Here is a 19,642-nt window from a genome sequence, read left to right as displayed (position 1 = left end):
CTACCGTTCGATGTCGCAGGGGCCCGCCGCGGCGGACACGCAGGTCTGGATGAGGACACCCGGCTCGGCTTCGGTGATCTCACCGGTGCGCAGGTCGCGGACGGCGCCCGCCTTGAGCGGCGTGACGCAGCCGAAGCAGATGCCCATGCGGCACCCGGAGGGCATGAGCACGCCGGCCTCCTCGCCGACGTCCAGCAACGGTGTGGCGCCGTCCGCGTCGACGGTCTTGCCGGTGGCGCTGAACGTGACCTCGCCGCCGTCGCCGGTGGCGACGACGCTGGGGCGGAAGCGTTCGGTGTGCAGGCGCTCCGGTACGCCGTGCTCGCTCCAGTGCTTCTCGGCGGCGTCGAGCAGGCCAGCGGGCCCGCAGGCCCAGGTCTCGCGCTCGGCCCAGTCGGGCACGAGTTCGTCGAGACGGGCGATGTCGAGCATGCCGTCCGTGTCGGTGTGCACCTCGGTCAGGCGCAGCTTCTCGTCCGCGACCAGGTCGTGCAGTTCGTTGCGGAAGATCACGTCTTGCGGCTGTGGCGCGCAGTGGACCATGACGACGTCGTTGAATGCGGTGTCGCGCAGCATGCCCATCACAGGCGTGATGCCACTGCCGGCCGTCAGGTAGAGCACCTTGGCGGGCTTGGCGCGCGGCAGCACGAAGTCGCCGGTCGCCTGGTCGAGCTGGATCAGCGTGCCCGGCGTCGCCCCGCGGACCAGGTGGTTGCTGACCTTGCCGTCCGGGATCGCCTTCACGGTGATCGTGACGCGCCCGTCCGGGCGGTCCGTCGGCGAGGTGAGGGAGTAGGCACGCCACAGGCGCACCCCGTCGACGTCGACCCCGATCCGTACGTACTGACCGGCCGTGTGGCCGCGCCAGCCCCGTCCCGGCCTGATCACGATGGTCGCGGCGTCACCCGTCTCGGGATGCACGGCCTCGATGCGCCCACGCAGGTCGGCGCCCGCCCGCAGCGGGCTCACCAGGTCGAGGTAGTCCGACGGCAGCAGCGGCGTCGTGACCATCTCCAGCAGTTTCCACGCCCTGCTGCGGAGGGCTGCACTCGTCATGGCTTCAGCTTGCTGCGTCCCTGGGCGTAAAGTCCTGACCGAAGGACGTAAATCTGGTCGGCAGAATTGTTCGTAGGGAACAAAAGACGTGAGTCATGCAATGCGGAGGGTCAGCGAGCCGGCTCTGGATGAGACGACGGTCACCGCACTTCGGGGCGCGCTGAAGGCGACCGCCGACGAGATCGTCCAGGCGATCATCGACGAGGTCCCTCCCTACGCCAACGCCCTTTCGGGCCGCATGGGCGGCACCATCCGCCGAGCCGTCCGCACCGCCCTGGGGCACTACCTGGACCTCGCGAGCGGGAACGCCACAGGCGGCGACGCCGGTGACGCGGCGTACGAGCTGGGCCGCGGCGAGGTGCGCGACGGCCGTTCGATGGACGCCCTGCTCAGCGCCTACCGCGTCGGCGCCCGCGTGGCGTGGCGATGCCTGGCAGCGGGCGCCGTACCCGCAGGTCTGCCCGCCGCCGAGGTCGCCAAGTTCGCCGAGCTGACCTTCGCCTACATCGACGAGCTCTCCGCCGCGAGCGCCGCGGGCCATGCCGACGAACTGGCCGCCCGGGGCAGGGCCCACGAGCGCCACCTGGAACACCTGGCCCGAGACCTCCTCTCCGGTGCGAGCCCGGACGTGCTGCTGGCCTCCGCTCAACGGGCCGGGTGGCAGCCCCCGGTCTCGCTGACCGCGGTCCTGCTGCCCGCCGCCCAGGCCCGGCCTGCCTACCGCACGCTCGACCCGGGCACCCTCGTCCTGGACGATCTGCCGGACGCCACCGGTGTGCTGCTCGTCCCCGATGCCGACCGGTCACACCTCTTGCGGCAGCTGACCGACCGCACGGCCGTGGTCGGCCCGGCACGGCCATGGACGCGTGCGTCCGCTTCGTACGCACGAGCTGTACGCGCGCGCTCGCTCTCCTCTGAGATTCGCGACACCGAGGACCACCTGCCCGAGCTGGTGCTGAGCGCCGACGTGGACGCGTTCGCAGACCTGCGTGCGCGAGCCCTCGCACCGCTCACGACCTTGCCCGTCGCGACCGCACGGCGGCTGGAGGAGACATTGCGGGCGTGGCTGCTGCACCAGGGCAGGCGGGACGAGGTGGCGGCGGCGTTGTTCGTCCATCCTCAGACGGTCCGGTACCGGATGTCGCAGCTGCGGGAGCTGTTTCCGGATCTCGGATCGCCTCATCGGGTCCTTGAGCTGACGCTGGCGGTCGGTCTTCGGAGCAGCTGACGCGTACTTCGACCGTCCACGACCGCGTCCGCGAGTGAGACGTTTCGAGTTCCCTGACACCGCTGTCCCGTCGCAAGTGGCCTGGTCTGCACGCAGGGCCGCGATCTGTGTCAACCGCATCGGCAGTGGCCCTGGGTCAGCATGTGCTCTCCGCCAGCGGCGGGGGCAGCAGCGCCGACACCGCTCGTGCCGCGCAGGACGGACCCAAGTACTTCAACGTCAGCACGGACGCGTCCGCGACGGAGTACGGCCTTCTGGCCACCCCGGACGCGACGGCCATCGAGTACGGCCTTCTGTAGGCCGCCACCCAGAGCGCGAGGCCAGGGGGACCCTGCTCGTCCTGGTCTCGCCGCTCACCATCGCCTGGGTCACCGCGGGCTCCGCCTATGGCCAGGCCCCCCCACCTCCGGCGCTTCCTCGAAGCTCCGGCTCTCCCACGCCGCCGCCGGGCCCAAGTACCAGTCATGGATCTTGAGGACGGCCGTGGCGCTGGTGCGTCCTCAGAAGGCGCCGATGAGCTGGCGGCGGGCGCCTTTGACTGCACTGGTAGCGATCGGCCACCCTGCGGCGAGTGCGGAGACCGCCTGGCCGCAGACCAGCTCGATCACGGCCTGGTCGTCTTCCGCTTGCGTGACGGGCCGCACGCCACCGCCGCGTCCCTGCCCTGACTCTCTGGTCCCTGGAGGGCGGCGGGCCGGGATGCGCCGGGCCGATGGGGCAGGCAGGCCCTCTCGCCGACGCCACCTCCAGGGCCTGTATCCAGTGGTGATCAAGTCGGGTGCGACAACTGGTGTCTTCAACTCCGGAAGCCAGGAAACGATCCACGCCACGCATCTTGTCAAACATTGAACGGACTCCTACAGTCCGACGACAAAGGGAGCGTGGAACCGCTCCCATACCCCATGTCATCCGAGCGATGGAGCCGCGATGTCATCTGCACTTCTCAGACCGGGACACCTGATAGTTGTCGCCCTGGCGGCGCTTTCGCTGCTTCTCCTGGGACAGCCGCAAGCCCGCGCGGCGTCCTGGGGAACCCCCCAGACCGTCAACTCGTGGAACACCATCAGCGGACGGTGGACCGCGAACAACGAGTTGGAGACCTACACCCCCGCCTGCGTCTGGTACGAGGGCAGCACCCTCGTCATCAAGACCTACAAGTCGGGCAACATGTACTACTCGGGCCGCGTGGAGTCCAAGGCCCTTTACGGCTACGGCACTTACAGCTTCACCGCGAACATGCCCAACGGCCAGGGCCTCCTGCCCGCGGTATGGGCGGCCTACCTGAATCCGTGGCTGCCCGAGTTCGACGCCGCCGAAATCGTCGGCCAGAACCCGAACACCGTCTACCAAACCTTCCATGACCCCAACAACGCCCAGACTCAGTTCTCGAAGACGAATTCTGCGGGCTGGACCAACGCGTACCACAGGTACTCGTTCACCTGGTGGCCCGATCACATCGACTTCGCCGTGGACGGCACCAACACCGGCACCAAGTGGTACAGCACTGCCCCGGATGTCGGGATGCACTTCATCGTCAACACCGCCGTCGGCGGCGACTGGCCGGGCAACCCCAACTCCTCGACATGGGCTACATCAGACGGCGCGAGGTACCTGAAGGTCTCCTCGATCACGTACACCCCGTACTACCCGTGAGGGTTCCGCTTCAGTGCTCCTGCGCTCTTCCAGGTAGTCGATCAGCAGAGCGCGGATGGGGCGGCCCGCCACGCCGTGCCGGTCAACGAGTTGCTCGCAGCTGAGCTGTCCGGTGACGAGGCCGTGCTGCCGCAGCGTGGCGGGGGCGGTGGAGGGCACGTTTGCGAGGTCTCGGAGCCACGAGTGGAAGAGCGTTCAGGAGAAGGGTTTGTCTACTGTGCGGGAACGCGTGTGTCGTTGCGGACTTTGACGGTGATGTCGGCGTCCTCGTCGATCGTGGTGCCGGTGTTGTAGTCGGTGGGGTGAGTGGTCTCGTCGAGGACCACGACCACGCCCAAGGTGCTGTGATCGGCCCAGATGCAGACCGAGTTGGTCGTGGCGGGGACCGACGGATGGGCGGGGTCGACGCCTTTGTCCATCTGGCACTTCATGACAGCATCGCCGAGCCCGCTGGGAGAGAGGCCGCGTGGAGCGCCGAGGTAGGTGATGCCGGACTTGTCGGCGGCTGCCTGGCGGGCGGCCCGGGCGAACGAGCGGTCGACGGCCTGTTCCGGGCTGTCGATCGTGCCCCAGGCCCCGGAGAACACCACCGTCTGCCGGGACGCGTAGGACCAGCAGTGAGCCCCTGCGGCTTGCGGGTCGCGGACCCCGTCGGCGGCGTACGCCGCGATTTCGTCATTGGTGATCCGGACGCCGACCTCGGGATCGTACGTGAAAGCGCCACCGATGATGCTCGGGGGCGTCGTCAGCTTGTACGGAACGTCTGCGGCGGCCGGTCGGTTGGTACCCCGGCCCAGCACGTAACCGGTGGCGCCCACCGCTCAGAGCACCACTACGAGCGCCGTCGCCAGCACTGCGGTCCTCGTGCGTGTGGTCGTCCGCACAGGCGGTGCCGCGGCCTCGTAAGGCGGTGGTCCGAAGGCGGGCGGCTGCGGGCCGTAGGGGCCTGGCTGGTTGTGGCTCATGTGTGGGCGGTGCCTCCCGGGGCGGATCCGATCGCTCCATCCTCGCCGATGAGGTCGCCGGTCCCGGAGGCAGGGGCACCGTCCACGCCACAGCGGCTCTGCCCACCCGTATGGCCGCCCCACTGGCCCCTCCACCCAAAGCCCAGGGTGAGGCGGGTCGAGTCGGCGGTGGCGGCGGCCTGGACTACCACCCGGGGCAACGCCCCGGTAGGCACAGGGTGGCGGACCATAGAACGATGCCACGGGCGAGCTGTTGTAGCGCCGCCGTGCGGGCCGTCCAATGATCGCGGCCCCCCGTCAGAGGCGGAGGAGGCCCACCTGCGTCACGACTATTGACACCCTCCCCCCTGCGGACCGCATAGTTGCGATTGGTCTGAACCATTGGCCAGATTGGTCGAGACCACAACGGAGGAGAACCATGCGCCGTTCCATCTGGAGCAGGCTCGCTGTGATCGCAGCGGCACCGCTGATCGCCTTCTCAGGGGCCACTGCCGCCCAGGCCCACTCACCACTCAACACCAGCTCGTACACCGTGTGGGACACCACCGGTACCTGCTCGATCTACGTGCACTTCTACTACAGCGGCCACTGGTTCGTGGAGTACGACCTGACCAACCACAGCAACGGCACCGTCGGTTGTGCGGCCGGGGCCTACACCAGCGATCTCGGCTACGTCGGCGGCATCACCGGCGGCGGGTTCTCGACCAACGACGACGGCTCCCGCTGGGTACAGCCCTACGTCCAGCGGGTGGGCGACTCATCCACCACCGTCTGGGGTGCCAACCGTTAGAGCCACCGCGCGCGGCGCGGCAGGCCCTGGACACCCACCGTCCAGGGCCTGCCGCGCAGGCGAGAAGGCCACTCCTCGCCACGGCGGGCAGGCCGGCGCCTCACCATCTCCCTGCGTCGCTCATCGTCAGTACGGCTTGGAGGATGTTCGCCATGGCGTCCCTCCCCAAGGACGCCTACCCAACGCCATCAACTTCACCAGCTCTGCTCAGGCGAGGTGGCGGGTGGTGATGCGGGCGCCGACGAACTGTCCGGTTGCGGCGGCCTCGCGCATGAGTCGGCGTGTGGTCTTCTGGTCGTGGGCGAGGATGCCGGCGAGTCCGATCTTTCCGACGTACAGCACACTCCACCCGTAACTCTCGACCCCCGTCGATGCACTGCGGCGGGGGCACGATGGTGCCGGTGCAGAACACGGTCCCGTCGGCCTCGGCGACGGCCAGATCTGCGATGCCGTTCGGCCCGGCAGGCGCGTGTTGCTGCACTCTCGAACGCCGCGCTCAACCATCATCCGAATGTTCATCCCCATTCTCATCAAGGTCCGGGTGTGTGCGGCCGGCGGGCGAGGTGCTGGTGCCCCGGCCCCGGCCTCGGAGGCGGCGGCGCGGACGGCGCCGCTGCACCCGCCGCCCCATACGCATCTCGGCCTCTGACGATCACGAAGCGGACGTCAGTCGACTACGCCGAAGCTCCGCGGCAGGGCCACCAGCCCCTCTGAGGTCCGGGTGAACAGCTGATCGACCGTCGGCTCGGTTCCAGGAGATCTCGGACATGGCCCTGCAGGGGGTGCTGTGTGTACCGCGAGGGTTTACCAGCGATACCCCAGCGGATTGACGACGTGAACGGACGCGATGCCCACACTGAGGGTTGGTGGGGCAACCGCCTGGCCAACGGAGGTTGGAGGGGGACGAGCGGAATGAAGACCGTCTGGATGAGATTCGCCATGGCATTCGCCGTTGTGACGTCGTGTGCCGTGCTCGCTGTGCCCGCGAGTGCGTCCGAGGCCGGCGGGGGTCTCGACGCGGCGCAGGCCAGCTCACGCCGGTGTACACAGACGGCCCATCTGGTCAAGTACGGGGCGTACGTCTCTGCCCGGGGGGCCTTCAGCTGCACGGGCCGGGCCACGGAGATGAAACTGACCGTCAGCTTGTTCCGCAAGCGGTGGTACGGGTGGCAGCTGCTCAGCTCTCACGTCTTCCCCAGCAACGACCCGACTACCACGATCAGTGCTGCGGTGCCGTGGAACTGTACGGGAACCACCTACACCTACTACACCCAAGTGGCTGGCTCCTTCTACGGCCCTCACGGATGGACGGGCGTCGGGGGGAGCTCGGCGGACAAGGCCAGGTTCGCGTGCTGAACCAGCTGGTCCGAAAATGAGAGTCCTGAAGAGCGTGCGTCGTCCCGCCCCGCGGGTACGGCCTGCGGGTCGGCGACGGCGGCCGGTAGCGGGCTAGGTGGCAGGCTCGATGACGACCCGGTAGCCGAGCGCTTCCAGTTGGCGGATGGCGGTGCGTTTCACGCGGTCCTGTGACGGGGTTCTAGCGCGTTTCAGAAGTGACCATAGTGGACTCGTTGATGACGGGTCCGACGTGTGAACGGCGTCTCATGGCGGGTCGCGCGCGGGTTCAGGGTTGGGCGACAATCGTCGGGTGATTGAAGCCAGCGTGGTGCACGTCTTCCTCTCGCGTGGACGATTCGCCTCGAATGAATACCTCCGCGACTACGTCGATGAGAGGTGGTCGGAGAACGGGGATGCGGAGCCATCCGCATTCATGGGAGAGGCCGGAATAGCGGAGCTCGAACCGATGTGCATCGAAGCGATTCATGCCCATGACGCCGGCCACCTCGCTCCGGTTGTTCCTGAGGTACTCCTTCGGGATGCCTCGTACGCTGACCAGTGGTTGCCGCATGTGGAGTCAACCGAGCTGGCCGACGCTGCGATCTGTGTCTTCGCTCCCAACGTGGTCACCAACCCGCACGGTACCTCTCTGCACTACCTCGGCCAGTTCACATATCGGGCCTGATGGTCTCCCACCGGGGTTGTCACAGCCACTCGTTGATGGCTGCGACCAGCACGGTCGCTTCGCAGTGGACAGCGAGCTTGTCATACCGCGTGGCCACCGCGCGGTTTCGCATCAGCCGGTTGATTCCGCAGTCCACCGCATGGCGCTGCTTGTATCGTCCTTCAGCAGGGCTGCGATCAGTCTCTCCGTGGGCAGGTGTTGTGCGGCCCGTCATGCGGGGAAGTATTCCGGACCCACGGCAGGACTGCCGTCCACGACGGCATCGTCGCTCTCCAGGGTGAAGAGCTCCGGTCTGCTGAATCCGACGGCGGGGATGGTGCCGCAGATCGTGGTCGTGGCCGACTCGTGGGGCATCCCTGTCTACTCGTGATCCTCCGGCTCTCGCAGGAGGCATACCGCCTTGCCGAGCTCTCAAGTACCGGCGGGGGCCGTGTCTACGGAGCTGCGGGCGCGCCGTTGATGCGGGCGACGGTCTCGGCGAAGGCCCGACGGTCGGCGAAGGCGTGCCGTGCGCGGCCTGACGATCAGGCCCGTCGCGGTCGCGATCACCACGGCGGTGGCGGTGGCCACGCGGATGGTCCACACGGTCTCGGGCATGGGCGCCATGCTCCCGCGCTGTTGCGGGCCCCGTCGACTGCCGAAGCTACGGCAGCTGCGCAGGCTGATACTCCAGCTGCAGGTCGTGATGGTCAGTGGGGCACAGTGGGGCCATGACTACGTACGAGACGATGCCGTTCCACCTTGAGACCGAGCGGCTGATACTGCGGCCTTGGGCCGAGTCGGACGCCGCTGAGTTCTGCGCCCTCCTCTCCGAACGCGGCAAGGGGACCCCTACGGTTGAGCGCATCCGGACGTCCATCGCGGAGCTGCTCACCGCGACGGCGACTACGAGGATCGCCCTGTTGCCCATCCAGCGCCGTGACGAAGGCGACTTCATCGGCTACTGCGGGCTGATTATCGGTCGCTCCACCTTGGAGGAGCCTGAAATCGCGTATGAGCTGTTCCAGCGCGTGCATGGGCGTGGCTACGCCACCGAGGCGGCCGGCGCGGTGCTCGATGCCGCTATCGCGACCGGGCGGAAACGGCTCTGGTCGACCGTCGGCGCGTGGAACACACCATCGCTCCGTGTCCTTGAGAAGCTCGGGTTCGAGCGGGATCACGTCTCCACGGAAGACAACGGTGAAGTGGTCTGGCTCACACGTTCGTTGCCGTGACGCGAGAGCACGCTCCCGGGCTTCGTGCTCACATGATCGAGAAGTGCCTCGGAAAGCGACCGGGGCGTAGCAGTCCGAAGGCTGCAAGCTGACGGGCCGGCGGCCGGTTCTGGACGCAGCCACGCTTCTGGGGTATCGCCGAGATACGGGTCAAGAGGCAATGAGTTGATCTTGAAGCCCTGATGGCTGTTCAGCTCTCCGCTTCATCCTTGGCAAGGATGTGGAAGACGGTGGCGACCGAGGGCCGCTTGCCCTGGTTCTTGCCCGAGAGAGGTTGTGAGAACAAGGATCAGGGGCAAACCGGACGCGATCCGGTGGGGGGCTCGGGTCTCTCGTAACTACTCATTTTCTGCGAGTGCGCCAGCGCACTGGGCTGCATCATCTAGCGGTTCGTGCGCCGGTGCTTTTGCGTAGTTCCCTGCCCGAGTGTTGATGTCAGGAGTGGTCGGGGCGGTAAGGGTGTTGAGATGGTCCTGCTCGACGAAGCGCATGCCGTGGTGCGGGAGTACAGCACCACCTGGTACGAGCCCGTGATCAGCATGCCGGCCCGGCTGAACGAGGCGGTGTCATGCGCCTATCTGCTGATGCGGGGGATCGACGAGGTCGAGGACCATCCCGATCTGGCGGGTACGGACAAGGCTGTATTGCTGCGCGGGGTCGGCCGGACCCTGCAGCTGCGCTTCGCCTCCGACGACCTGACTGCGGTGTTCGCGGCGCACGAGGCGGTGCTGCCGGAGGTGACGCTGCGCCTGGGCGAGTGGGCGGGCCTGGCCCCGCCCGATATCGGGCCCCGGGTGTGGGAGACGTTCGCCACGATGGCCGAGCGGATGGCCGACTGGGCCGAGAGCGGCTTCGCCGTGCAGAATGAACGGGATCTCGACCGGTATACGTACGCCGTGGCGGGCACGTTGGTGTTGCTGTTGTCGGACCTGTGGGCGTGGTACGACGGCACCCAGAGCAGCCGGACCTTGGGGGTGGCCTACGGGCGGGCGCTGCAGAGCGCCAACATCCTCATTGACCGCGGGGTGGACACCGGCCGCGGGGTGGACTTCTGGCCGGACGGCTGGCAGACACAGGACATGATCCGCTATGCCCGTCAGGAGCTGGCCCTGGCCGATGCCTATCTGGCCGGGCTGCCACACGGTCCGGCCCGCACCTTCTGCGCCGAGCCGTTGGCCCGAGCCCACCGGGCACTGGCCCTCCAGCCGTGGACACCGACACCGCGCAAGTCCACGCCGCATGAAAGGCAGGCTCCGTGACCTGGTGGCAGGACCAGCGACTGGCGGCCTCCCCGCCGACGGAAGCCACCGAGGCAGACCGGCTGGTGGTGCCGCGTATCTCCTTCCCGGTGCCGGCCCGGCTGCATCCGGCCGCGGACGAACTGGAGGAGCGTACCCTCGCCTGGCTGCGCGACTTCGACATCATCCGCAGCGATGCCGACGAGGCGTATCTGCGCCACTCCACGCTTGGCCGCACCTACGCCTGGATGATCCCCGAAGGGGAGACGGAACGGGTACTGGTCGCCACCCAGTTCTGTATCTGGGCCACTGTGCAGGACGACCGGTACACCGAGGAGCTGGGGCTGGGCCGCAAAACCACCGCTCTGGCCTCGCACCTGCTGGCCTGCGAGAGAATCGCCGAGAACCCGCACGCCCCGGTGAGCGGACCCCCCATCGAGCTGGCGTACCGGGACCTGTTCGCACGCATCGAGCAGATCGCCACCCCCCAGCAGGTGCTGCGTATCCGTAAAGGCATGCTGCATTACTGCGTCGGAGCGGCAGCCGACGCCGCCTACGCGGCCGCGGGGATGGTCCCGCCGGTGGCCGAGTACCGGCGCATCCGACATCTGATCGCCCATCTGCACCACCACTTCGTCCTGACCGAGGTAGCGCAAGGCTTCGAAATGCCCCCTGATCTGCTGCTTGATCAGCAGATCAGGGATCTGACCGACCTGGCCATCCAGACCATCGGTCTCACCAACGACGTCCTGGGCTGCCCCCGTGACGTCCGACGCCGCCACATCGCCAACCTCCCCATGGTGCTCGCCCACCACGACGGCTGCTCGGTCCAGGAGGGCATCGATCTCACTGCGGCGGAAGTGGCCCGGCACACAGAGAGCTTCGTTCTGCTGTCCACCAACTTGCGGCAGCGGGGTATCCCGGTCATCGACCAGTACGTTCGCGGGCTGGAAGAGCAGATCGCGGGGCACCTGGCCTGGCTCCACGAGACAGGACGGTATGAGATCGGCCTGTGAGGGACCCAGCACCCTCACCAGACCCAGGCTTACTCGTCGCGTGAAGTTGACCGCCCTGCTCCCGGCCCCTCAAGCGGCTTGGCCAAAGCCTGCGGCGGCCAGGTCTGGGTCGCGCAGCGGGGTGAAGTCCACGTCCAGTGAGGGCGAAGGCCTGGCGGCGTTCCAGTCGGTCGATGTCGATGTCGGTGCCGGAGTGGTCGGTGGCTTCTGGCCGCGTACGGCGCCGGTCGGCGTCGCGGGGGCGTACGACGCCAATGTGCTGTCAGCCAGAAGGTGATCAGGGCTGAACAGGCAAGCAGCGGGCCGTACTTGATGGGCCAGGACTGTTGCGAGCTCCTGGCGGACCGTGCTCAGCCGTGCCGTCGCGCCGCCCCCGCTGACAGGGGAAGCATGTCCACGTGCGCGGCCGAGTATGTTGGCCGGGGCGACCGCGGCGCGGGTTCGGGGGAAGGCGGCCTCATGGGCGAAGGTGCGGAGCAGGTGCGCGGCGAGTTGATCCGGCCTCTGCCCGGCGCGTTGAAGGAGCACGCCGCACGCGGGCCGGGCCGCATCGCCTACGAGGACGCGCGCCGGAGTCTGACCTATGGGGAACTGGAGCGGCGGTCCGCCCGGTTGGCGGGTCATCTGCGGCGGATGGGCGTACGGCACGGTGACCGGGTGGCGCTCTGCGCGGGCAACCGGGTGGAGTTGGCGGAGAGCTGGCTGGCCGTGCTGCGTGCGGGGGCCGTGGGGGTGCTGCTCGACCCCGGCTCGACGGAGGCCGAACTGGCCTACCTGGTCGGTGATTGCGCCCCGGCGCTGGTCGTCACGGAGGCCGCTCTGCTGCCGACGTTTGGACACGCCGCGCCGGGGCTGCGGACGCTGGCAGTGGACACGGCCGCCTTCGAGGAACTGGCTGAAAGCGACCCCGGACTCCCGCCGCGCGACGACCTCGGCCTCGACGAACCGGCCTGGATCCTCTACACCTCGGGAACGACCGGGCCGAGCAAGGGCGTGGTGTCCACTCAGCGCGCCGCACTGTGGTCGGTGGCGGCGGCCTACGCCCCGCTGTGGGGGCTGGGCCCGCAGGACCGTCTGCTGTGGCCGCTGCCGATGGCTCATGCCTATGCCCACTCGTTGTGCCTGCTGGGGGTGGTCACGGTGGGGGCCGGCGCCTACCTCCTCGACCGCGGTGCCCGTCCGGCACCCCGGACGACGAGGACCGGCCGTGGCTGCTGGCCATGCCCGCCCGTCCGGCCCTCGAACTGGGCGAGCAGTTCGACGCCGTGGTGGACGACACCTCCCTGGCGGCGCTGGGCGCGTACAGTCGCCTGGCCCGCGGCTGGACCCCGGAACCCATGCCGGTTCCCACCCTGCTGGTCCGCGCCACCCGCCCCCCGTCCCCGGCCGAGGGCTGGCAGCCGACCTCCTGGCCCGCTCCGTGCGCGACCGCCGATGTCCTCGGCGACCACTGGAGCGTCATCGAGAAGGAGGCGCATACCACTGCCGGAGCGATCAGTTCCTGGCTCATGGGGCTGGGGCGCCGGTGACAACCTCTGGATCCTGGACGGAAGTTGTCACGCTACCCATGCCGGCCGGGACCCGGCGGAGGCCGCTGGCAGGCACTGATCGTCACCTGTTCGGACCGCTTCCTTCAGCCTGGAACCCTCGCCGCTTCCGCCCCAACTGCCCTGGGCGCAGCATGGGCATCACCCAGTCCATGGGCAGAGTCGGATCGTGTTTCGACAATGCCGTGAGCGAGGCTTTCAACAGCGTGGGCAAGGGTCGAGTACGTCCACCGGCACACCTTCGCCACCCGCACCGAGGCCAGGATCAGGATCGGCACCTGGATCACCGGCATCTACAACACCAGGCGGCTGCACAGCGCATGCGGGTTCAAGAGCCCGATCGACTACGAACGAGACTACCGAGCCCCCTCACCGCGGGACTGGCCCCATAGGCCATCTCTACGCCGCGAGGGGATCGACATGTGTGGAGGAATCGTCATGACGGAGATCGAGGGCGACTTCTGGACTGACGGCGCGGTCTGTGTGCGTCAGGCGTTCTCCAGCGAGTGGATGGCTCTCGCCCGCGAGGCGGTGGAGGCGAACCTGGCCGATCTGTCGCCGCACGCCAAACGGGCCGGCAAAGCCGATGACGCGGCGTTCGTCGAGGACTTTCGCTCGTGGCAACGGATCAGGCCGATGGAGCGGTTCATCCGGGACTCGTCCGTAGCAGCGCTGGCCCGCCGTTGGCATCTCGGCCGCGCGCCTTGGACAAGCGCGACCTCGACGAGAAGCGAGCCTTTCCGGGCGCCTCCTCATGATGTGGCGCGTCAGGCCATGACGGTCTCATGGGTGCGGAGCACGGCGAGCGCCGCCACGTCGTCGAGTACGCCGGCCAGTTCCTCGGCGAGTCCCTCGGGAGCCTGGAACCCGTTGGGTCCGATCAGGTCGGGGATGCCTGCGACGGCGACGGACCGCTCGGCGGGCCGCATACCGATGCGGGTGAGGACCGGCAGCAGCATCTCGGCGGCCGGGGCGCCGCCGGTGGGGCCGGCGCTGTAGCTGACGATGCCGACGGGCTTGCCCTGCCACTCGCGGTAGAGGAAATCGATGGCGTTCTTGAAGGGGGCGGTGAAGCCGCCGTTGTACATCGGCAGTACGAAGACGAAGGCGTCCGCGGAGTCGACGAGGGCGCTCCAGTCGCGGGTGTGCTGGTGGGCGTAGTTGCCGGTGGAGGCGTACTCCGGCTCGTCCAGGAAGGGCAGGGCGATCGCGGCGAGGTCGACGGGGGTGACCTCGAAACCGCCCCGGGCGTGCGCCTGTTCGGCGACCCAGTGGGCGAGGGGGCGGCTGGAGGAGGTGGGGCGGGTGGCGGCGGAGATGACGTGCAGGCGGGTCATGGTGGGCGCTCCAGGCGACGTAGTTGTTGACGTGTCACTCATCAAAGCCGCCAGGTGTGTGACATGTCAACCAGGTAGGTGATGTGTCATCAACTCGGCTACAGTGCTTGCATGACCCTCTACGAGCCGCGGTGGCTCACCGAGTCCGAGCAGGACGCCTGGTACGCGTGGCGGCGGATGTTCCCCCTGGTCAATGCGGAGATCGCGCGCGACCTGGGCCGGGACAGCACCCTCTCGGAGGCCGACTACGACGTCCTGTCGGTGCTCGGCTCCACGGAAGGCCACCGCATGCGGATCAGCGCCCTGGCCGTCCTGATGCAGTGGTCACGCAGCAGGCTCTCCCACCAGCTCACACGCATGGAACAGCGCGGCATCGTGCGCCGCGAGGAGGTGGCCTGCGACGGCCGCGGCGCGGAGGTGGTCCTCACGGAGGCCGGCATCGCCACGATCATGACGGCGGCCCCGCTCCACGTGGAGTCCGTACGTCGCCACCTGATCGACGCCCTCACCCCGGCCCAGCTCCGCACCCTGGCCGAAATCGGTGAGACCCTCCGCGAACGGCTGGGCGTCACCCGCAAGACATAGCCCGGCCTGTGCCTCGACGACGCCCGGTGCGTACGCTCGCCGCACGGCGCCCCCGGACAGGTGACTTCGACGGCACCGCGTTCAGTCGCCATCGCCTCGTAGCGGCGCCCTCCCGGCAACTGGCCCCGCCCTCTAACCTGAAAGGGACCAGAAGAGCGAAGAGGGAGGTGCTTCGTGGACCCCGTGAAGGCCAAGCACCGCTCACCGATCGGGGATGACGGGCATCAGCCGAACCGTCCGCTGCCTCCGCCTCCGCCCCCCAACCCCTCCTGCCCCGGACAAGAAGTAGCCCGCGGTGACCGCACCGGCCCAAGCAGCGCACACACAGGCCCTGCTCGCGCAGGTCGCCGAACAGCTCGGACACCCGGTCACCGGAGAACTGGCCGCGGCACTGCGCCGGGTGCCCCGCCACCTGTTCCTGCCCGAGGCTCTGTGGGTACGCGATGGCCAGGGCGGCTACCGGCCCATCGACCGCAGGACAGATCCACACGAGTGGATGGTCGCGGCGTACACCGACCAGAGCCTCGTCACCCAGTTCGGCGTCGCAGGGGGCTGATCACGCGTTGGTGCCCGGCCGGTGTACCGGCCGGGCAGCCGACGGGCACCGACGTTCTGAGTCACCGCCGGTCCGCCGTACCGCTCCGGTCGCCCTCAGCGCGGTGGGCGCCGGGCGAGGCCAGGCGGTGTGCGTCAAGGCTTACGGGTTCGGCGGTGCCGACCAGGAGGGCCAGAATGCAAGGACCCGGGGCGCGCCACGCACTCGGTGCCCCCAGGGGGCTGTGCGCCGTGAGAACTTATGGGGCAAGGCGGGGCGGCGTCGGCACGATGGAAGGCACGAACATGGGTCCTGAGCGTCAGCCGACCCAACAGTCCTTGAACTGCCTGGTGTCTGGCGCCTCCGGCTACATCGGAGGTCGCCTGGTGCCAGAACTCCTGGAATCAGGCCACCGCGTGCGGTGCATGGCCCGCTCGCCCGGGAAGCTCCGTGACCACCCCTGGGCAGAAAACGTCGAGGTGGTGGCGGGTGACGTCACCGACGAGGCTTCCGTAGCGGAGGCGATGCGCGGAATCGATGTCGCCTACTATCTGGTGCATGCTCTCGGCTCCGGTGCCGGATTCGAGGAGACCGACCGCTGTGCGGCCCGCATCTTCGCCCAGCAGGCGCAGGTTGCGGGGGTGCGGCGGATCGTCTATCTGGGCGCACTCACGCCACGCGGTGTATCGCAGGCACAGCTGTCCCCGCACCTTCGTTCCCGCGCCGAGGTGGGTCGGATCTTCCTGGACGCGCCGGTGCCGGCCACCGTACTGCGGGCCGCAGTCGTGATCGGCTCGGGATCGGCCTCATTCGAGATGCTGCGCTACCTGACCGAACGGTTGCCGGTCATGGTCACTCCCAGCTGGGTGCACACCCGTACCCAGCCCATCGGCATCCGTGATGTGCTGCGCTACCTGGTCGGCTCGGCCACAATGCCGCCCGAAGTCGACCGGGCCTTCGACATCGGTGGCCCCGATGTCATGACCTACCAGCAGATGATGCGCGGCTACGCCGACGTGGCCCGGCTGCGAAAGCGGATCATCATGCCGGTTCCGGTCCTCACCCCAAGACTTTCCAGCCACTGGGTCGGACTGATCACCCCGGTGCCCGCCGCCATCGCCCGGCCCCTCACAGAATCGCTGCGCCACGAGGTCGTATGCCACGAACACGACATCGCGCGGTACGTGCCGGACCTGCCGGGGTGGCCACAGCCGATCGACGAGGCGCTCGCCCTGGCAGTGCTCAGGGTGCGGGAGGCGCAAGTCGCCACCCGCTGGTCCTCCGCCGCCCTGCCCGTCGCTCCCAGTGACCCGCTGCCCACCGACCCTGACTGGGCGGGCGGCAGCCTCTACCGGGACGAGCGGGAGCTGTCGGTCGGCGTGTCCCCTGACAGGCTGTGGAAGGTGATTGAGGGCATCGGCGGAGACAACGGCTGGTACTCCCTGCCACTCGCCTGGGCCCTGCGCGGGTGGCTCGACCGCTTCGTCGGAGGCGTCGGCTTGCGACGAGGGCGCCGCGACGCGGAGCAACTGCGGGTCGGCGACTCATTGGACTTCTGGCGGGTCGAGGAGATCGAACCTGGACACCTGCTGCGGCTGCGGGCGGAGATGCGCATGCCAGGACTGGCGTGGCTGGAGATGTACGCCGAGATGGGCACCGATGGCCGCACCTGCTACCGGCAACGAGCCCTGTTCTACCCCCGCGGCCTCCTCGGGCACGCCTACTGGTGGACCGTGTTCCCGTTCCACAACGTCGTCTTCGGCGGCATGGCCCGCAACATCACCCAGACCGCCGCCAAAGGTATGAGCGCACGCCCGAACAAGCACCGGCCCGAGACCCACCGGCAGCGCACCGGGCGGGCAAAGCGCCCGTGACCTCACCACACCAACCACTCAGGAGTTGCTCCATGACGGTCGCGGTCGTCCTGTTCACCTCGGATCTGCGTCTGCACGATCATCCACCGCTGCGCGCCGCCCTCGCGGCCGCGGACGAGGTTGTGCCGCTCTTTGTCCGGGATCCGGGCATCCGCGCCGCGGGCTTCGACGCGCCCAACCGCACCGCATTCCTCGCCGACTGCCTCGCCGACCTGGACGGGTCGCTGCGCGCACGCGGGGGGCGCCTCGTGGTGCGCACCGGACCGGTGGCCGAAGAGGTCTGCAACGTCGTCACCCAGTGCCGGGCGGCGCAGGTGCACATGGCCGCCCACGTCACCGGCTACGCCCAGCGACGGGAGGAGCGCCTGCGTGATGCCCTCGCCGGGTGCGGTGCCGCCCTGCACGTACACGACGGTGTGGTCACTGCCGTCGCCCCCGGTGCCGCGACCCCTGCGGGCTCCGACCACTACGCGGTGTTCACGCCCTTTTTCCGCCGTTGGTCGCAGGAGAGGCTGCGGGAGGTCTGCCCGGCGCCCCGCACGGTGCGGGTGCCCGACGCCGTGCGCGGGGAACCCCTGCCGGACCGTGGCGCGCTGTCCGGCCTCTCCCCGGGCCTTCCGCGCGGCGGCGAAACAGCGGGGCGCGAGCGATTCTCCCGGTGGGCCAGGTCGAGCCTGTCCGGGTACGAAGACGGCCACGACGATCTTGCGGGCGACAGCACCTCGCGCCTCTCGCCGTACCTGCACTTCGGGGCGCTCTCACCGGTCGAAGTCGTCCAGCGGGCCCGCGCCCGAGACTGCGCCGGGGCTGAGGCGTTCGTACGTCAGATGTGCTGGCGCGACTTCCACCACCAGGTGCTCGCGGCCCGGCCGCGGACATCCTTCGAGGACTACCGCTCCCGGCACGACCGTTGGCGGACCGAAGACGAGGCGGCCGACGACATCACCGCGTGGAAGGCAGGACGTACCGGCTATCCCGTCGTCGACGCGGCGATGCGCCAACTGCGCCACGAGGGCTGGATGCACAACCGGGGACGGCTGCTGACGGCGAGTTTCCTCACCAAGACGCTCTACGTGGACTGGCGGATCGGCGCCCGGCACTTCTTGGATCTGCTCGTCGACGGTGACATCGCCAACAACCAGCTCAACTGGCAGTGGGCCGCGGGCACCGGCACCGACACCCGTCCCCACCGCGTCCTCAACCCCGTCCGGCAAGGCAAACGCTATGACCCCAGCGGCGCCTACGTACGCCGTTGGGTGCCTGAGTTGAAGAACGTGGACGGCCAGGACGTGCACGAACCCTGGCGGCTCCCGAAGGGCGTGAGGGATGGCCTCGGCTACCCGGCCCCACTGATCGATCTCGCTGACGGGCTGGCACGCTTCAAACGCGCCCGCGACCGAGACCAACAAGAATCGAATGCCCTGGCTGATCGGTGACCGGCTCGGTCCCTCATGGTGGATCACCACACCAGATGCACCCCACACCCCGGGCGCTACTCCAAGCCACAGCTACGGGGGAGTACACATACAGACAGTGAGGTCCTGCGCCGACAGGCGGAATACGGTGAAGTAACGCGGCGCTGCGGGGACGTGATGCAGGACCTGCTCCGCGGATCTGCAATGGTCGGCAGGCCGCGACCGCCGCTGCCGCCGCGTCGACCGGGGCCGGTCTGGCCGGCCGGGCCCTCAACGGTTCGCAAAGGGCACAACGCCGTCGCCTCCCGCAGGAACGTGGTGCTGCCCGCCCCGTCGTCGGCCGCCGCCCCCGTCTCCCAGCGAACTGCCCTGGGGATCGACCGCATCAGCCCGTTCATGACACCCAACAACGAGTTCTACCGCGTCGACACCGCCCTGGTCGTCCCCAAGGCAGACGCCACCATGTGACGGCTGCGCATCCATGGCAAAGGTGTGGGGCGCGAACTGACCCTGTCCTTCGGCGACTTGCTGGAGATGCCGGTCATCGAACGGGACATCCCCCTGACCCGCGTCTCCAACGAGGTCGGCGGCCCTACGTCGGCAACGCCCGCTGGATCGGCGTCCGCCTGGCCGACCTGCTCAAACAGTGCGGAGTGAAGCCGCCGTCCCAGGGCGGCCCCGCCGATCAGCTGGTGGCGCGCTCGGTGGACGGCATGAGCATCGGCAGTCCCGTCGAGGACGTCATGGACGGCCGCGACGCCATGCTCGCCCTCGGCATGAACGGCCAGCCGCTGCCCTTCGAACACGGCTTCCCCGTGCGCTTGGTGGTCCCCGGCCTGGACGGCTACGTATCGGCCTGCAAATGGATCCGGGACATCGAACTGACCCACGTTCGACGCCTACGACTCGTACTGGGCCAAGCGGGAATGGGCACAACAGGCCCCGATCAAGACGGAATCCCGGATCGACACGCCCAAGCCCTTCGGCCGGCCCAAGGCCGGCGCCGTCATGGTGGCCGGTGTCGCCTGGGCCCAGCACCGCGGCATGGGCAAGGTCGCAATCCGCGTCGACGACGGACCGTGGGAAGAGGCCCGCCTCGCGGCCGAGGACACTCGCGACACCTGGCGCCGGTGGTCCTACCCCTGGCAGGCCACCAAGGTGGTGGG

At 68.7% G+C, this 19,642-nt stretch carries 20 protein-coding genes and 2 pseudogenes; 16 read left to right on the top strand and 6 right to left on the bottom strand.

Translation table 11 applies throughout. The features are described from left to right. Positions 1 to 1,056, bottom strand: a complete 1,056-nt coding sequence (locus ACGFRG_RS00435; RefSeq protein ID WP_393259822.1) for a ferredoxin reductase — start codon at positions 1,054 to 1,056, stop codon at positions 1 to 3. Positions 1,057 to 1,144: 88 nt separating this feature from the next. Here ACGFRG_RS00435 and ACGFRG_RS00430 point away from each other — a divergent pair, with 88 nt between their 5' ends. The 3 genes from ACGFRG_RS00430 (at position 1,145) to ACGFRG_RS00420 (ending at position 3,937) form a co-directional block, all read left to right on the top strand. After that, on the top strand, positions 1,145 to 2,284 hold the full coding sequence (locus ACGFRG_RS00430; protein ID WP_393259820.1) for a PucR family transcriptional regulator: 1,140 nt from the start codon (positions 1,145 to 1,147) through the stop codon (positions 2,282 to 2,284). A gap of 125 nt (positions 2,285 to 2,409) precedes the next feature. After that, complete coding sequence (locus tag ACGFRG_RS00425; RefSeq protein ID WP_361430588.1) at positions 2,410 to 2,583, top strand: hypothetical protein; 174 nt, start codon at positions 2,410 to 2,412, stop codon at positions 2,581 to 2,583. Between the two features lie 628 nt (positions 2,584 to 3,211). Beyond that, on the top strand, positions 3,212 to 3,937 hold the full coding sequence (locus tag ACGFRG_RS00420) for a glycoside hydrolase family 16 protein (RefSeq protein WP_361430585.1): 726 nt from the start codon (positions 3,212 to 3,214) through the stop codon (positions 3,935 to 3,937). 212 nt (positions 3,938 to 4,149) lie between these two features. On the opposite strand, the gene ACGFRG_RS00415 is transcribed toward ACGFRG_RS00420, so the two are convergent. Then, positions 4,150 to 4,755 (bottom strand): hypothetical protein, encoded by a 606-nt coding sequence (locus ACGFRG_RS00415; RefSeq protein ID WP_393259818.1) that lies wholly within the window; start codon positions 4,753 to 4,755, stop codon positions 4,150 to 4,152. 565 nt (positions 4,756 to 5,320) lie between these two features. Here ACGFRG_RS00415 and ACGFRG_RS00410 point away from each other — a divergent pair. Then, positions 5,321 to 5,692, top strand: a complete 372-nt coding sequence (locus ACGFRG_RS00410; RefSeq protein WP_361430578.1) for a hypothetical protein — start codon at positions 5,321 to 5,323, stop codon at positions 5,690 to 5,692. A 207-nt stretch (positions 5,693 to 5,899) separates the two neighbouring features. Here ACGFRG_RS00410 and ACGFRG_RS00405 read toward each other — a convergent pair whose 3' ends face one another. Further along, the gene (locus tag ACGFRG_RS00405) at positions 5,900 to 6,034 is read right to left on the bottom strand and encodes a hypothetical protein (protein ID WP_393259816.1); all 135 of its coding nucleotides are present in this window, start codon (positions 6,032 to 6,034) and stop codon (positions 5,900 to 5,902) included. Between the two features lie 1,306 nt (positions 6,035 to 7,340). On the opposite strand from ACGFRG_RS00405, the gene ACGFRG_RS00400 reads away from it, so the two are divergent. Beyond that, entirely contained in the window at positions 7,341 to 7,715 is a 375-nt protein-coding gene (locus tag ACGFRG_RS00400) for a hypothetical protein (protein ID WP_393259813.1), read from the top strand. A 19-nt stretch (positions 7,716 to 7,734) separates the two neighbouring features. Here ACGFRG_RS00400 and ACGFRG_RS00395 read toward each other — a convergent pair whose 3' ends face one another. Together ACGFRG_RS00395 and ACGFRG_RS00390 are read right to left on the bottom strand one after the other, a co-directional pair. Beyond that, positions 7,735 to 7,929, bottom strand: a complete 195-nt coding sequence (locus tag ACGFRG_RS00395; RefSeq protein ID WP_393259811.1) for a hypothetical protein — start codon at positions 7,927 to 7,929, stop codon at positions 7,735 to 7,737. Continuing rightward, positions 7,926 to 8,069: a hypothetical protein gene (locus tag ACGFRG_RS00390; RefSeq protein ID WP_393259809.1), complete on the bottom strand. Its 144-nt coding sequence runs from the start codon at positions 8,067 to 8,069 to the stop codon at positions 7,926 to 7,928. The genes ACGFRG_RS00395 and ACGFRG_RS00390 overlap by 4 nt, the downstream gene beginning before the upstream one ends. Before the next feature lie 356 nt (positions 8,070 to 8,425). On the opposite strand from ACGFRG_RS00390, the gene ACGFRG_RS00385 reads away from it, so the two are divergent. From ACGFRG_RS00385 to ACGFRG_RS00360, 6 genes and pseudogenes are all read left to right on the top strand, one after another. Next, on the top strand, positions 8,426 to 8,929 hold the full coding sequence (locus ACGFRG_RS00385; protein ID WP_361430572.1) for a GNAT family N-acetyltransferase: 504 nt from the start codon (positions 8,426 to 8,428) through the stop codon (positions 8,927 to 8,929). 467 nt (positions 8,930 to 9,396) lie between these two features. Next, complete coding sequence (locus ACGFRG_RS00380) at positions 9,397 to 10,188, top strand: squalene/phytoene synthase family protein (RefSeq protein WP_393259806.1); 792 nt, start codon at positions 9,397 to 9,399, stop codon at positions 10,186 to 10,188. Continuing rightward, positions 10,185 to 11,183 carry a hypothetical protein gene (locus ACGFRG_RS00375; RefSeq protein ID WP_393259803.1) on the top strand — a complete coding sequence of 333 codons (999 nt, stop codon included), beginning with the start codon at positions 10,185 to 10,187 and terminating at the stop codon, positions 11,181 to 11,183. Before ACGFRG_RS00380 ends, ACGFRG_RS00375 begins: the two co-directional genes overlap by 4 nt. A gap of 121 nt (positions 11,184 to 11,304) precedes the next feature. Then, on the top strand, positions 11,305 to 11,460 hold the full coding sequence (locus ACGFRG_RS00370; protein WP_393259801.1) for a hypothetical protein: 156 nt from the start codon (positions 11,305 to 11,307) through the stop codon (positions 11,458 to 11,460). Positions 11,461 to 11,495: 35 nt separating this feature from the next. Then, positions 11,496 to 12,311, top strand: a pseudogene (locus ACGFRG_RS00365) (AMP-binding protein); the annotation flags it as partial. Positions 12,312 to 12,403: 92 nt separating this feature from the next. Further along, entirely contained in the window at positions 12,404 to 12,712 is a 309-nt protein-coding gene (locus tag ACGFRG_RS00360; protein WP_393260842.1) for a hypothetical protein, read from the top strand. A 785-nt stretch (positions 12,713 to 13,497) separates the two neighbouring features. Here ACGFRG_RS00360 and ACGFRG_RS00355 read toward each other — a convergent pair. Next, on the bottom strand, positions 13,498 to 14,067 hold the full coding sequence (locus ACGFRG_RS00355; protein ID WP_393259798.1) for an NADPH-dependent FMN reductase: 570 nt from the start codon (positions 14,065 to 14,067) through the stop codon (positions 13,498 to 13,500). A gap of 111 nt (positions 14,068 to 14,178) precedes the next feature. Here ACGFRG_RS00355 and ACGFRG_RS00350 point away from each other — a divergent pair, with 111 nt between their 5' ends. The 5 genes and pseudogenes from ACGFRG_RS00350 to ACGFRG_RS00330 all read left to right on the top strand — a co-directional run. Then, positions 14,179 to 14,652 (top strand): MarR family winged helix-turn-helix transcriptional regulator, encoded by a 474-nt coding sequence (locus tag ACGFRG_RS00350; protein WP_393259796.1) that lies wholly within the window; start codon positions 14,179 to 14,181, stop codon positions 14,650 to 14,652. 295 nt (positions 14,653 to 14,947) lie between these two features. Then, entirely contained in the window at positions 14,948 to 15,208 is a 261-nt protein-coding gene (locus tag ACGFRG_RS00345) for a hypothetical protein (RefSeq protein ID WP_393259793.1), read from the top strand. A 284-nt stretch (positions 15,209 to 15,492) separates the two neighbouring features. After that, positions 15,493 to 17,061, top strand: a complete 1,569-nt coding sequence (locus tag ACGFRG_RS00340) for an SDR family oxidoreductase (protein WP_393260773.1) — start codon at positions 15,493 to 15,495, stop codon at positions 17,059 to 17,061. 32 nt (positions 17,062 to 17,093) lie between these two features. After that, positions 17,094 to 18,497, top strand: a complete 1,404-nt coding sequence (locus tag ACGFRG_RS00335) for a cryptochrome/photolyase family protein (RefSeq protein WP_393259790.1) — start codon at positions 17,094 to 17,096, stop codon at positions 18,495 to 18,497. A 194-nt stretch (positions 18,498 to 18,691) separates the two neighbouring features. After that, positions 18,692 to 19,634: pseudogene (locus ACGFRG_RS00330) on the top strand (molybdopterin-dependent oxidoreductase); the annotation flags it as partial. Between the last annotated feature and the right edge of the window lie 8 nt (positions 19,635 to 19,642).

The organism is Streptomyces sp. NPDC048696, assembly GCF_043198895.1.
Lineage (GTDB): Bacteria > Actinomycetota > Actinomycetes > Streptomycetales > Streptomycetaceae > Streptomyces.
Note: the sequence above shows the minus strand (reverse complement) of the source record. Positions and strands in the feature narration are given on the sequence as shown.